12 protein-coding genes are annotated in these 13,966 nt (G+C 70.5%); 8 read left to right on the forward strand and 4 right to left on the reverse strand.

Features of this window, described 5'->3' with window-relative positions:
* Positions 1-93: 93 nt before the first annotated feature.
* Positions 94-855, forward strand: a complete 762-nt coding sequence (locus QFW81_RS03245) for a Bax inhibitor-1/YccA family protein (protein WP_280577119.1) — start codon at positions 94-96, stop codon at positions 853-855.
* Between the two features lie 57 nt (positions 856-912).
* Here the strand turns inward: QFW81_RS03245 and QFW81_RS03250 are convergent, their stop codons facing one another.
* The 4 genes from QFW81_RS03250 to grxC all read right to left on the reverse strand — a co-directional run bounded on the left by QFW81_RS03250 (position 913) and on the right by grxC (position 4,357).
* A complete protein-coding gene (locus tag QFW81_RS03250) occupies positions 913-2,241 on the reverse strand; it encodes a Na+/H+ antiporter NhaC family protein (protein WP_280577120.1) in 1,329 nt (442 codons plus the stop codon).
* A gap of 256 nt (positions 2,242-2,497) precedes the next feature.
* Positions 2,498-3,505 (reverse strand): isocitrate dehydrogenase, encoded by a 1,008-nt coding sequence (locus tag QFW81_RS03255; RefSeq protein ID WP_280577121.1) that lies wholly within the window; start codon positions 3,503-3,505, stop codon positions 2,498-2,500.
* Positions 3,506-3,632: 127 nt separating this feature from the next.
* On the reverse strand, positions 3,633-4,028 hold the full coding sequence (locus QFW81_RS03260) for a carboxymuconolactone decarboxylase family protein (RefSeq protein ID WP_280577122.1): 396 nt from the start codon (positions 4,026-4,028) through the stop codon (positions 3,633-3,635).
* 23 nt (positions 4,029-4,051) lie between these two features.
* Entirely contained in the window at positions 4,052-4,357 is a 306-nt protein-coding gene (gene grxC / locus QFW81_RS03265) for a glutaredoxin 3 (RefSeq protein WP_280577123.1), read from the reverse strand.
* 156 nt (positions 4,358-4,513) lie between these two features.
* On the opposite strand from grxC, the gene QFW81_RS03270 reads away from it, so the two are divergent.
* The 7 genes from QFW81_RS03270 to QFW81_RS03300 all read left to right on the forward strand — a co-directional run bounded on the left by QFW81_RS03270 (position 4,514) and on the right by QFW81_RS03300 (position 13,904).
* A complete protein-coding gene (locus QFW81_RS03270) occupies positions 4,514-6,175 on the forward strand; it encodes a M48 family metalloprotease (RefSeq protein ID WP_280577124.1) in 1,662 nt (553 codons plus the stop codon).
* A gap of 110 nt (positions 6,176-6,285) precedes the next feature.
* The gene (gene phoB / locus QFW81_RS03275; protein ID WP_280577125.1) at positions 6,286-6,975 is read left to right on the forward strand and encodes a phosphate regulon transcriptional regulator PhoB; all 690 of its coding nucleotides are present in this window, start codon (positions 6,286-6,288) and stop codon (positions 6,973-6,975) included.
* Between the two features lie 122 nt (positions 6,976-7,097).
* Positions 7,098-8,423, forward strand: a complete 1,326-nt coding sequence (phoR, locus tag QFW81_RS03280; RefSeq protein WP_280577126.1) for a phosphate regulon sensor histidine kinase PhoR — start codon at positions 7,098-7,100, stop codon at positions 8,421-8,423.
* Positions 8,420-10,576, forward strand: coding sequence for a polyphosphate kinase 1 (gene ppk1, locus QFW81_RS03285; protein ID WP_280577127.1), 2,157 nt, complete (start codon positions 8,420-8,422; stop codon positions 10,574-10,576). The genes phoR and ppk1 overlap by 4 nt, the downstream gene beginning before the upstream one ends.
* On the forward strand, positions 10,576-12,111 hold the full coding sequence (gene ppx / locus QFW81_RS03290; RefSeq protein WP_280577128.1) for an exopolyphosphatase: 1,536 nt from the start codon (positions 10,576-10,578) through the stop codon (positions 12,109-12,111). The genes ppk1 and ppx overlap by 1 nt, the downstream gene beginning before the upstream one ends.
* 118 nt (positions 12,112-12,229) lie before the next feature.
* Positions 12,230-13,378: a glycosyltransferase family 4 protein gene (locus tag QFW81_RS03295; RefSeq protein ID WP_280577129.1), complete on the forward strand. Its 1,149-nt coding sequence runs from the start codon at positions 12,230-12,232 to the stop codon at positions 13,376-13,378.
* On the forward strand, positions 13,356-13,904 hold the full coding sequence (locus tag QFW81_RS03300; protein ID WP_280577130.1) for a phosphatase PAP2 family protein: 549 nt from the start codon (positions 13,356-13,358) through the stop codon (positions 13,902-13,904). Before QFW81_RS03295 ends, QFW81_RS03300 begins: the two co-directional genes overlap by 23 nt.
* Positions 13,905-13,966: the final 62 nt, after the last annotated feature.

The raw sequence follows: 13,966 nt of genomic DNA on the forward strand, positions 1-13,966 counted from the left end.
TGTCAACGCGCGCCACCGCCCGCCGTCCGGCGCGCCGGAGCATTCACGCGGTGTATCCTTCAGTCCGGCTCCAACTTCCAGGTGCAGGCACCCATGCGCAGCGGCAACCCGGTCCTCAAAGAATCCACCTTCCTCGACCTCGGCAGCGGCGCCGTCGTCTCGCGCGACGGCCAGGCGATGACGCTCAACGGCACGGTCAACAAGACCGGGTTCCTGCTGCTGTTGACCGTGATGACCTCCGCGTTCGCCTGGACCCAGGCCCTGGGCCCGGACGGCACGCCGGCGCCCGGCTTCTCGGTGTACGTGTGGGGCGGCGCGATCGGCGGCCTGGTGCTGGCCCTGGTCACGGCGTTCAAGAAGGAGTGGTCGCCGGTCACCGCGCCGCTGTATGCGCTGGTGGAGGGTTTCTTCCTCGGCGCCATCTCCGCGCTGTACAACCATTTCTATGAAGGCATCGTCATGCAGGCGGTGATGCTGACCTTCGGCACCCTGTTCGCGCTGCTGTTCGCCTACCGCACGGGCCTGGTCAAGGCCACCGAGAACTTCAAGCTCGGCGTGGTCGCGGCCACCGGCGGCATCGCGCTGGTCTACCTGGCGACCATCGTGCTGGGCTTCTTCAACATCCAGATCCCGCTGATCCATGAAAGCGGCATCGTCGGCATCGGCTTCAGCCTGTTCGTGATCGTGATCGCGGCGCTGAATCTGGTGCTCGATTTCGACTTCATCGAGAGCGGCGTCGAGCAGGGCGCGCCGAAGTACATGGAGTGGTACGGCGCTTTCGGCCTGATGGTGACCCTGGTGTGGCTGTATATCGAGTTCCTGCGCCTGCTGGCGAAGCTGCAGTCGCGCAACTGAGCGGGGTCGGGTCATTCGCGTGGTTCGGGAAGGGCGCCGCTGGCGCCCTTCCGTGTTTCAGGGCGGGTCGGTCGCCGGCGCCGCCGTGGCGCGCGGCGCGCGTGGCCAGGCGATGAACACGATCGCGGCCAGCGCCAGCAGCCAGCAGTACCAGACGCTGCCCGCCAGGGCGAACGGCGAGACGCTCGCCAGCGACGCCGCCAGCAGCAGCTGCGCGCCGTAGGGCAGCAGGCCCTGCGGCACGCAGGCGAAGATGTCGAGCACGCTCGCCGCGCGGCGCGGGCTGATGCCGTGGCGCTGCGCGATGTCGCGCGCCACGCTGCCGCCGACTAGGATCGCGACCGTGTTGTTGGCGGTGAACACATCGGCCGTGCCCGCCAGCGCGGCGATGCTGAATTCGCCCGTGCGCCGCCCGCGGTGGCCGCGTGCGAAACGCGCGATCATCCGCGACAGCCAGTCGAGCCCGCCCGCGACCTTCATCAGCGCACCGAGCCCGCCGACCAGCAGCGACAGCAGCAGGATCTCGGTCATGCCCTCGAACCCGGCCCAGATGTCGGCGACCAGACCCGCGGGACCATATGCTGGCGCCAGGACGAAGCCGAACGCCCCGGCCACGACGATGCCGACCGACAGCACCAGCAGCACGTCCAGTCCTGCCAGCGCCAGGCCCAGCACCAGCAGGTAGGGCAGCGCGAGCCAGGCCGGCGTCGATTCAGTCGACTCGACCGGCGCCGGCTCGCCGGCCACGCCCAGCAGCACCATCGTCGCCAGTGCCGCGGGCAGCGCGATGCGGAAATTCTCGCGGAACTTGTCGCGCATCTGCGCGCCCTGGGTGCGGGTGGCGGCGATGGTGGTGTCGGAGATGACCGACAGGTTGTCGCCGAACATCGCGCCGCCCACCACCGCGCCCACCACCAGGACGCGGTCGAGCCCGGCGGCGTCGGCCACGCCCGCCGCGATCGGCACCACGGCCGCGATCGTACCCATCGAGGTACCGATGGCGAGCGACACCGCACCAGCCACCGCGAACAGGCCCGGCAGCAGCAGCGCTGGAGGCAGCGTGTTCACGCCCAGGGCGACCACGGCGTCGACCGCGCCGATCGCACGCGACACCTGTGCGAACGCGCCTGCCAGCAGGAAGATCAGGCACATCAGCACGATGCCCGGGTCGCCCATGCCGCGCAGCAGGGTGTCGAGCGCGCCGAGCCTGCGCCGCCAGGCGATGAGCGCGGCCAGCGCCAGGGCCGGCAGGATCGCGACCGGCGCGCGCAGCTGGTAGAAGCCCATGGCGTCGCCCTGGCCGGTGAAGTACAGGCCCGCGCCGAAGAACAGCACCAGGAACAGCAGCAGGGGCGTCAGCGCCAGGGCGCCGGAGCGTTCGTCCATCGGGATGCCCGCGGAAGGAAGGCGGCGATTGTGCGATGTCGCACCCCGCGCGTCATGCGCATCGGCGGCATGACGCCAGTCCGGACGGGAATGATGCGCCGACGGTCCGCCCTGGCTACTGCGGATGCGGGCGACGCGGCAAGGGCGGTGGCCATGCCGGGCGTCGCTTGCGCGGCGCCTCGGACGGCTGCGCGCTTCCTGCAACGCAGATGGGGCGCCGAAGCGCCCCATCCGTCCATCCGGCCGCCGCCGGGGATCAGGTCCTGCCGGCGATCGCCTTCGCGAACGACATCGTGTTGCCGCTGCCGCCCAGGTCGGGGGTCAGGGAGTCCTGCGCCTCGAGCGTGGCGATGATCGCCTTGCGCAGGCGCGCGGCATCGTCCGGCTTGCCGATGTGGTCGAGCATCTGCGCCGCGCCGAGGAGCAGCGCGCACGGGTTGGCCTTGCCCTGCCCTGCGATGTCCGGCGCGGTGCCGTGCACGGCCTCGAAGATCGCCGCGTCCTTGCCGATGTTCGCGCCGGGCGCGAGGCCCAGGCCGCCGACCAGGCCCGCGCACAGGTCGGAGATGATGTCGCCGAACAGGTTGGTGGTGACGATGATGTCGAACTGCTCCGGCCGCATTACCAGCTGCATGCAGGTGTTGTCGACGATCATCTCGTTGCACTCGATCTCGGGGTACTGCGCCGCCACCTCGCGCGCCACCTTCAGGAACAGGCCCGAAGTGGTCTTGAGGATGTTGGCCTTGTGCACCACCGTGACCTTCTTCCGGCCGGTGTTGCGCGCCAGGTCGAAGGCGTAGCGGACGATGCGCTCGGAGCCCTTGCGGGTGACCTTCTGCAGCAGGGTCGCGGTCTCGCCGTCCTCGGTGATCGTCTGGCCCTCGCCGATGTAGGCGCCCTCGGTGTTCTCGCGCACCGTGATCAGGTCGACCCCGCTCGGGAAACGGGATTTCGTGTTCGGGAACGACTTCGCCGGGCGCACGTTGGCGTACAGGTCGAAGCGCTTGCGCAGCTCGACGTTGATCGACGAAAAGCCCTCGCCCACCGGCGTGGTCAGCGGGCTCTTGAGCGCGATGCGGGTGCGGCGGATGGAGTCCATGGTCGCCTGCGGCAGCAGTTCGCCATGCTTCTCCAGCGCCACCAGACCGGCATCGGCTTCTTCGTAGGCCAGGCCGAGGCCCATCGCGTCGAGCACGTACAGGGTGGCGTCCATGATCTCCGGGCCGATACCGTCGCCGCGGATGACCGTGATTGTCTGCGTCATGTAGGGGATTCCGTGCGGAAAGACGCCGCGCAAAGCGCGCGGCGTTGAAATAGTTCAATCTGAAATTATGCCCGAAACGGACCCCGCGCCCCAGTCCCGGCACGGCCCGGCGGCCAGGCGCGGATCGTCAGCCGCCGGCGTGATCGTGCGGCGGCGGCGCGTCGCCTTCGCCCTGCTCGAGCCGGTCGAGGAAGTCCACCGCACGCCGCAGGTGCGGAATCACGATGCTGCCGCCGACCACCAGACCGACCGAGAACGTCTCGAAGAACTGCTCGCGGCTCACACCTGCCTCGCGGCACTGGGCCACGTGGTAGCTGATGCAGTCGTCGCAGCGCAGCACCAGGGAGGCGACCAGGCCGAGCAGCTCCTTGGTCTTCACGTCCAGCGCACCGGCCTGGTAGGTTTGGGTATCGAGCGCGAAGAAGCGCCGCACGACCTGGTTGGGCTCGGCCAGGATGCGCGTGTTCATGCGCTGGCGGAACTCTGTGAACGCGCGCACGCGATCGGCTTCGTCGTGTTCCATGGCATCGGATTCCATGACGCGGCCTAGCCGTCCGTCCCGGTCGGGGCCGGCTGCAGCAGGGCCTCGAAGCCGCCCGCGCGGTGCAGGGCCATCATGTCGTCGTATCCGCCCACATGCACGTCGCCGACGAAGATCTGCGGCACGGTGCTGCGCCGCGTGCGTGCGACCATGCGCTCGCGTTCGGCGGGGTCGAGGTCGATCCGCACCTCGTCCCACGTCAGCCCGCGGCTGCGCAGGAAGGTCTTGGCGGCCACGCAATAGCCGCAGATCGCGCTGGTGTACACGGTGATGGGCGGCTGCGCGGCGCCCGGCGCGGGTTGCTGGTCCATGTCGGGAACCTCGAATGCGAACGTGGGTCGAATGGTGGCTGCCGCCGTTACGCTTTTCCACCTCCATGGACGATACGCTGCGGCCGATTAACATCGGATTCACTCGCATGCCCGGACCTCCCTGCATGCTTGACCGACTGCCTGCCCGAGCCGCCCATGCCCCTGCGCATCGCCCGTCACGCCCCGTTGCTGGTCACGGCCCTGCTGGTGCTGCTCGTCGCCAGCGTGCGTGCCCCGGCGCAGGACACGCGCCTGCCGGACATCGGTTCGTCCGCGGGCAGCGTGCTCGGCCCGGCACAGCAGTCCGAGTACGGCCGCATGATGCTGGCGCAGCTGCGCCATTACGGCTACGTGCTCGAGGACCCGCTGGTCGACGGCTGGCTGCAGGCCACCGGCAACCGCCTCGGCGCCGCCAGCGACGATCCCGAGCAGCGCTTCACGTTCTTCATGATGAAGGACCGCAACATCAACGCCTTCGCCACCCTGGGCGGATACATCGGCATGAACGCCGGCCTGGTGCTCGCCGCCGAGACCGAGGACGAAGTGGCGGCGGTGCTGGGGCACGAGGTGGCGCACGTGACCCAGGCCCATGTGCTGCGCAGCGTGGAGCGCGCGCAGCGCGACAGCATCCCGATCCTGCTGGCGATGCTGGGCGCGATCGCGGTCGCGCAGAGCGCCGGCGGCAATTCCTCAGACGATGCGGCGATGGCCGCCGTCGCCAGCGCCCAGGGGCTGATGGCCCAGCGCCAGATCAACTACACCCGCTCCAACGAGTCGGAGGCCGATCGCATCGGCATCCGCACCCTGGCGCGCAGCGGCTACGAACCGGTGGCCATGGCCAGCATGTTCGAGCGCATGCAATCGGCCTCTCGCACCAACCAGGGCGGCGAACGCGAACGCCTGCCCGACTATCTGCGGACCCACCCCGTCACCACCACCCGCATCAGCGAGGCCAAGGATCGCGCCGAGCGACTGGCTGGCGCGTCGGTCACCGGCACGGTGTCCACGCCCGGGGCGCGGCGCACCGAGCGCATCTCCATCGACGGCGTGGTGGTGCCCGACGGCTTGGGCGCGGGCGACAACCCCCTTCTGCCCGCCGGGCTGAGCCTGGGCGGCGGGCTCGACGCGGGCGAGCGGCGTGAATTCGGCTGGGCGCGCGAGCGCCTGCGCGTGCTCAGCGCCAACACGGCCGACGCCGCGATCCGCGAATACGAGCGCATGGCCACCGCGGCACCGCTCGACGACGCCCAGCGCTACGGACTGGCGGTCGCGCAGGTGCGGGCCGGCCGCGGCGAGCCGGCGGCCACCGCGCTGGCGGAATTGCTGTCCCGCAACCCGGGCGATGTCTGGCTAGAAATCGGACTGGCCGAGGCGCAGGCCCATGCCGGCCGTCCCGCGGACGCCGACCGCCGCTTCGAAGCCTTGCTGGTCCGCATGCCGCGCCATCCGGCCGTTGCCCTGTCCTATGCCGATGTCCTGGTGGCGCGCAACACGCCCGAGGCAGGCCGCCGCGCGCAGGAAGTGCTGCGACCCCTGCTCGCCTCCAGCAGCGGTGATCCCGCCTTCCAGCGCACCTTCGCCCGCGCCAGCGAGATCGCCGGCGACCCGGCGCGCGCGGGCGAGGCCTGGGCCGAGGCCGCCTACCTGAGCGGGCGCGAGGAACAGGCGCTGGTCCAGCTCAACACGCTGAAGAAGCGCGAGGACCTGGACTACTACGCGCGGGCGCGGATCGACGCGCGCATCGCGCAGATCACGCCCGTGGTGCTGGAACTGCGGCGCCAGGGCATCCGCGACCCGGACCTGCACCGCCGGCGCTGACCGGCGAATCAGGGGCCACGGAGTCCGCCCGGACCGGAGTCACAAACCGGTCATAAAACTGTCGTCTAATGCCGGAAGCGGCCGATGTGGCCGGCACCGCAGGACGAAACGTGCAGAAGCGCATCCTGATCGTCGACGACGAACCCGCGATCCGCGAAATGGTGGCCTTCGCCCTGCGCAAGGGCGACTTCGAGCCGGCCCACGCGGGGGACGCGCGCGAGGCGCAGTCCTCGATCGCCGACCGGGTCCCCGACCTGATCCTGCTCGACTGGATGCTGCCCGGCACCAGCGGGCTGGAGCTGGCGCGGCGCTGGCGCAAGGAAACGCTGACGCGCGAGGTGCCGATCATCATGCTCACCGCCCGCGGCGAGGAGAACGACCGCGTCGGCGGGCTGGAAGCCGGGGTCGACGATTACGTGGTCAAGCCGTTCTCCGCGCGCGAACTGCTGGCACGGATCCGCGCCGTGATGCGGCGCTCGCGCGAGGACGACGAGGACGGCAGCGTCAGCGTCGGCAGGCTGCGCATCGACGGCGCCGCGCACCGGGTCTTCGCCGGCGACGAGCCGGTCAGCATCGGGCCGACCGAATACCGCCTGCTGCACTTCTTCATGACCCACCCCGAGCGCGTCTACAGCCGCACCCAGCTGCTCGACCACGTCTGGGGCGGCAGCGTGTACGTGGAGGAGCGCACCGTCGACGTCCACATCCGGCGCCTGCGCAAGACGCTCGAGCCCGCCGGTCTCGACGGCATGGTGCAGACCGTGCGCGGATCGGGATACCGCTTCTCCGCGTCGGTCTGACGCATCGCGCCACGCGTTGCCGCCCGCGGGGTCCGCAGCGGCCCCGCGCCGCGAGCGGATATCATCGAATCGCCCCGCCTTCGTTTTCGCAACCGGCCATCCCGATCGCCCGACTTCACGCCATGCCCCCCCGATCCCGATCCGCGTGGACCCGCACCCTGGGCCAGCTCGTGCTGGTGCTGGCGGCGGCGCTGTTCACGGGACTGGTGCTGGGCCAGGTCTGGCTGGCGCTGGCGCTTGCGGCGCTGGGCGTGGTGGCCTGGCACTACTGGCGACTGCGCCGGGTGCTCGCGCGCCTGACGTCGCGCCAGCGGCAGCCGATCGCCAGCGGCGAAGGCGTCTGGAACGAGCTCGAACGCCAGTTGCGGGCGAACCAGGAGAACATGCGCGCGCGCAAGCGGCGCCTGGTGGCGATGCTGCGCGCGTATCGCGCGGTCGCCGCCGCCCTGCCCGACGCGGTGATCGTGGTCGAACGCAACACCCAGCGCGTGCAGTGGTTCAACGCCGCCGCCACCGGCCTGCTCGGCCTGCGCTACCCGGGCGATATCGGACAACCACTGGGCGAGCGCCTGCGCACGCTGCAGATCTCGCACTGGCTCGCGGCCGGGCGCAATGCCGAGCCTCTGCTCGATGCGCCGTCGCCGACTTCGTCCGATATCCGTCTGAACCTGCGGCTGATCCCGTATTCCGAAGACCTGTGGCTGGTGGTCGCGCGCGACGTCACCAAGATGATGCGGCTCGAGCAGGTGCGCCGCGACTTCGTGGCCAACGTCTCGCACGAACTGCGTACGCCGCTGACCGTGGTGCACGGCTACCTGGACATGCTCGATCCGCAGGAACACCCCGAGTGGGCGCCGATGCTCTCGGAGATGCAGCTGCAGTCACAGCGCATGACCCAACTGGTGGAGGACCTGCTGACCCTGTCGCGGCTCGAGGCCCAGGAAGGCATCGACAGCGAGACGGTGGCGATGGGATCGATGCTCTCGACCCTGCGACGCGAGGCCGAGGCCCTGAGCCAGGGCCGGCACGTGGTCACGGTCGAGGACGCGGCGGGCGTCGACCTGCGTGGTTCCACCAAGGAACTTCACAGCGCCTTCTCCAACCTGGTCAGCAACGCGGTGCGCTACACCCCCGCCGGCGGCACCATCGCCATCCGCCTGGCGCGCGACGACGACGGACTCGTCCTGTCGGTGCGCGACAGCGGCTTCGGGATCCCGGCCGCCCACCTGCCACGGCTCACCGAGCGCTTCTACCGCGTGTCCACCAGCCGTTCGCGCGAGTCCGGCGGTACCGGCCTGGGGCTCGCCATCGTCAAGCACGTGCTGAACCTGCACCACGCGCGGCTGGAGATCGCCAGCGAAGTGGGGCGCGGCAGCCTGTTTTCCTGCCATTTCGGCGCCGAGCGGATCGAAGCGCGCGACCCAACCACGTCCGGAGCAATGCCGTGAACCGACCCGCCGATGGTGCGGACACCCCCGCCACGACCCGCGGCCGGGGCGCGCGCCCGGCGCGTCCGCTCGCGGCCGCGGCCGAAGCCGACGATGCGGATCCGTTGCGTGACCCTGCGCTCTACTTCAATCGCGAACTCTCGCAGCTCGACTTCAACTTCCGCGTCCTGGCGCAGGCGCAGGACGACTCGGTCCCGCTGCTGGAGCGGCTGCGCTACCTGTGCATCTCCTGCACCAATCTCGACGAGTTCTTCGAGATCCGCGCCGCCACCGTGCGCCATGCGCAGGACTTCGGCACCGTGCCCGCGCCGCCCGACGGGCTGGCGCCGGCCACGGTGCTGCGCCGCATCCACGACCGCGCGGCGGAACTGGTGGATGCGCAGTACCGGTGCTGGAACGAGGTGCTGCGGCCGGCGCTGACCACCAACGGCGTGCGCGTGCTGGGCCGCGCGCAGTGGACCGCGCGCCAGACCCGCTGGCTGCGCGCCTATTTCCGCGACGAGATCATGCCGGTGCTCTCGCCGCTGGGCCTGGATCCCGCGCATCCGTTCCCGAAGATCCTCAACAAGTCGCTCAACATCGTGGTCGTGCTGAAAGGGCGCGATGCGTTCGGGCGGGTCGGCAACCTGGCGATCGTGCGCGCGCCGCGTTCGCTGCCGCGCATCATCCAGCTGCCCGAACGGATCTCGGGCGGCGAGTACGACTTCGTGTTCCTGTCCTCGGTGCTGTCGGAGTTCGTGCACGAACTGTTCCCGGGCATGGAGGTCAAGGGCGCCTACCAGTTCCGGGTCACGCGCAACTCCGAACTGATCGTGGACGAGGACGAGGTCGAGAACCTCGCCCTGGCGCTGCGCGACGAACTGCAGGGACGCGGCTACCTGCGCGCGATGCGGCTGGAGATCGCGGCCAGCTGCCCCAAGCCGATCGTGCGCACCCTGCTGCAGAACTTCGAGCTGCCTGAAAACGCGGTCTACCGCATCGACGGGCCGGTCAATCTCAACCGCGTGATCCAGGTCTACGACCTGGTGCAGCGGCCGGACCTGAAGTTCGCCGCGTTCCAGCCGCGGGTGCCCAAGAACGTCGACGCGATCTTCGAGCTGGTGGCCGAGGGCGACGTGCTGCTGCACCACCCGTTCGACGCGTTCGCGCCGGTGCTGGAACTGATCAAGCAGGCGGCCGAAGACCCGAACGTGCTCGCGATCAAGCAGACGCTGTACCGCACCGGCAAGGACTCGCCGATCGTCGAGCACCTGGTGCAGGCGGCGCGCAACGGCAAGGACGTGACCGTGGTGGTGGAGCTGCGTGCGCGCTTCGACGAGGAAGCCAACCTCGGACTGGCCGACCGGCTGCAGGAGGCCGGCGTGCAGGTCGTCTACGGGGTGGTCGGCTACAAGACCCACGCCAAGATGCTGCTGGTGGTGCGGCGCGAGGGCCGCAAGCTGCGGCGCTACGTGCACCTGGGCACCGGCAACTACCATTCCGGCACCGCACGCGTGTACACCGACTTCGGCCTGATCAGCGCCGATCCGGACATCGGCAACGACGTGCACCTGATCTTCCAGCAGCTCTCCGGGCTGGCGCCGGCGATCTCGCTCACGCGCCTGCTGCAGTCGCCGTTCACGCTGCACACCGGGATCCTGGCGCGGATCGAACGCGAGACCCGGCACGCGCTCGCAGGCCGACCCGCGCGGATCATCGCCAAGATGAACGCGCTCAACGAACCGCAGGTGATGCGCGCGCTGTACGCGGCCTCGCAGGCCGGCGTGTCGATCGACCTGATCGTGCGCGGCGCGTGTTCGTTGCGTCCCGGCGTGCCCGGCGTATCGGAGAACATCCGGGTGCGGTCGATCATCGGCCGCTTCCTCGAGCATCACCGCGTGTACTGGTTCGGCAACGACGGCCAGCCCGAGCTGTTCTGCTCCAGCGCCGACTGGCTGGAGCGCAACCTGCTGCGCCGGGTGGAGACCTGCTTCCCGGTGCTGGACCCCGAGATCGCCGCCCGCGTACGCGAGGAGGCGCTGGACAACTACCTCGCCGACAACCTCAACGCCTGGGAATTGCACGAGGACGGGGTTTACCGCAAGCTGGCGCCCGACGGCGACACCATGCCGCACTCGGCGCAAGCCTCCCTGCTGGCGAAACTCTGCGGATGATGGATGCGCTCGCCCGTGCGGGATCCCTGACCTCGCCGCTGCGCGACGGGGACATGCTGGCCGCGATCGACCTGGGTTCCAACAGCTTCCACATGGTGGTCGCCAGCTACACGCTGGGCCAGCTGCGCATCGTCGACCGGCTGCGCGAGACGGTGCGCCTGGCCGAGGGACTGGACGTCAAGGGCGGCCTGTCGCTGGACGTGCGCCAGCGCGCGCTGACCTGCCTGGCGCGGTTCGGCCAGCGCATCCGCGACATCCCGCCGCAGCGCGTGCGCGCGCTCGCCACCAACACCGTGCGCCTGCTGGCCGCGCCGCAGTCGTTCCTGGTGCCGGCCGAGACCGCGCTCGGACACGGCATCGAGGTGATCTCGGGCCGCGAGGAAGCGCGCCTGATCTACCTCGGCGTCGCCCACGCCCAACCGCCCAAGCCCGACAGCCTGCGGCTGGTGGTCGACATCGGCGGTGGTTCCACCGAATGCATCATCGGCCGCGGCTTCCAGGCCATCGAGCGCGAAAGCCTGCAGGTGGGCTGCATCGCCACCACGCGACGGTTCTTCGGCAACGGCAAGCTGTCGCGCAGGAAGTGGCGCGAGGCGGTGATCGAGGTCGGTGCGGAGTTCCAGCAGTTCGCCAACGCCTATCGCACCCTGGGCTGGAACGAGGCGATCGGCGCCTCCGGCACCTGCAAGGCGATCGGCGAGATCTGCGCGGCGATGAAGCTCACCAAGGGAGCGGTCACTGCCGAGGCGCTGCCCCAGGTCCGCGACCGGCTGCTGCAGGCCGGCAGCATCGAGGCCATCGACCTGCCCGGCCTGTCCGACGACCGCCGCCCGATCATCGCCGGCGGCGTGCTGGTCCTGGAAGCCGCATTCGATGCGCTCGGGCTCGCGCGCATGGCAGTGAGCAAGGCGGCGATGCGCGAGGGCGTGCTGTACGACATGCTCGGACGGGGCAGCGAACACGATCCACGCGAGGCGTCGATCGACGCGCTCACCCTGCGCTACGGCATCGACGTGGACCAGGCCTCGCGCGTGGAGGCGACCGCCATCCGCCTTTACGAGCAGGCCGCGCCGGCGTGGAAGCTCGAACCGGACGACCTGCTGATGCTGGCCTGGGCCGCGCGGCTGCATGAACTCGGCCTGGCGATTGCGCACAGCCAGTACCAGGTGCACGGGGCCTACGTGATCGAGCATTCCGACATCGCCGGCTTCTCGCGCCAGGAGCAGCAGTTCCTGGCGGCACTGGTGCGTACCCACCGGCGGCGGATCCCGAAGTCCGCCTTCGACGCCCTGCCCGACCGCCTGCTCGGCGCGGCCCGGCGCACCGCGGCGCTGCTGCGCGTCTCGGCGCTGCTGCACCGCGCGCGCGATGCCGATCCGATCCCGCGCCTGGACCTGGAGGTCGAGGACAACCGGATGACGTTGCGCCTGGCCCGGCGCTGGCTGGAGAACCGGCCCCTGCTGCGCGCCGACCTCGAGGGCGAACCGGCCGACATCGCCACGCTCGGCGTACAGCTGGCCATCAGCGCCGACTGAGACCGCTGTCCGTCGGCCCCACGCCGCCGCGGCGCGGCCCCGCCGTCATCGCGCGGTCACGCGCCTGCCACCGGCCCTTCATGCCCGCGTTGCAGCATGGCCCGAACGCGGAGGCCGCATGCATTACGCCATCGTCACCGAGACCTACCCCCCCGAGGTCAACGGCGTCGCGCTGACCGTCAGGTCGCTCGAGACCGGGCTGCGCGAACGCGGCCATGCAGTGTCGATCGTGCGGCCGCGGCAGGACGGGGCGACACCGCCCGAGGCCGATGAACTGCTCGTGCGCGGGATCGCGCTACCACGCTACCCGGGACTGCGTGCCGGGTTGCCTGCCACCGCAACGCTGGCACGGACCTGGCGCGACGCGCGTCCGGATGCGGTCTACGTCGCCACCGAGGGTCCGCTGGGCTGGTCCGCCCTGCGCGCCGCGCGCCGCGCCGGCATTCCGGTGGCCACGGGCTTCCATACCCGCTTCGACACCTACATGCGCGACTACCGCATGCCCTGGCTTGAGCCGGTGGCGCTGCGCTGGATGCGTCATTTCCACAATCGGGCCCACGCCACCCTGGTGCCGACCCGGGAACTCGACATCTTCCTGCGCGCGCGCGGCTTCGCGCACGTGCGTCTGCTGCGGCGTGCAGTGGACACCGGTCTGTTCGACCCGGTGCGCCGCGACGCCGCGCTGCGGGCATCGATCGGGGTCGCCACGGACGCGCCGCTGGTGATCCACGTCGGCCGGATCGCGGCGGAGAAGAACCTGGCACTGGCGGTACGCGCCTTCCGCGCCCTGCAGGCGCAGCGGCCGGATGCACGCTACGTGTGGGTCGGCGAAGGGCCGATGCGCGCGTCGCTGCAGCGTGAGAATCCCGACTTCGTGTTCACCGGCGTGCGTCGTGGCGAGGCGCTGGCGCGGCTGTTCGCGTGCGCCGACCTGTTCGCCTTCCCGAGCCTGAGCGAAACCTTCGGCAACGTCACCCTGGAAGCGATGGCCAGCGGCGTCCCGGTGGTGGCCTACGACTACGGCGCGGCGCGCGAACACCTGCGCGATGGCGAGCATGGAGCGGCCATCGTGCCCGGCGACGGCGACGCGTTCGTGGACGCGGTCGCGCGCATCGGCAGCGATGCCGACGCGATGCGCGCCATGGGCGCAGCCGCGCGCCAGGCGGTGCTGGGGCTCTCGCCGACACGCGTGGCCGCCGACTTCGACGATCTGCTGTCGAACCTGCACGAACCGGAGTCCGCACATGTCCACCGCGCCGCAGCCTAGCTGGTGGTCCCAGAGCGATTCGGGCTGGTGCCTGCGCGCCAACCGCGCAGGCTCCCGGCTGTCGATCCGGCGCTATTTCGCCGCGATCAGCCGGCTCGGCGATGGCGTGTTCTGGTACACCCTGATGGCCGCCATGGTGCTGGTCGACGGCCGCGAGGGACTGCTCGCCAGCCTGCACCTGGCGGTCACCGGCGTGGTCGCCCTGAGCCTGTACAAGGGGCTCAAGCGCTGGACGCGCCGGCCGCGGCCGTTCGCGGCCGACGGACGCATCCGCGCCTGGATCGCGCCGCTGGACGAGTTCAGCTTTCCGTCCGGGCACACGCTGCATGCGGTCGCGTTCACCGTGGTCGCGTCGGCGCACTATCCGGCGCTGGCCTGGCTGCTGCTGCCGTTCACCGCGAGCGTCGGCATCTCGCGCGTGGTACTCGGCCTGCACTACCCCAGCGACGTGCTCGCGGCGACCGCGATCGGTGGTGGACTCGCGGGCCTGTCCCTCTGGATCGGGCTGCCGCTGCTCGCATCCTGACATCCCGGGTGCGATGCCCCGGCCGCGGTGTCTCCAGGCATCACCACGACACGGGGGGTGGC

This window comes from Luteimonas kalidii (assembly GCF_029887935.1).
Taxonomy (GTDB): domain Bacteria; phylum Pseudomonadota; class Gammaproteobacteria; order Xanthomonadales; family Xanthomonadaceae; genus Luteimonas; species Luteimonas kalidii.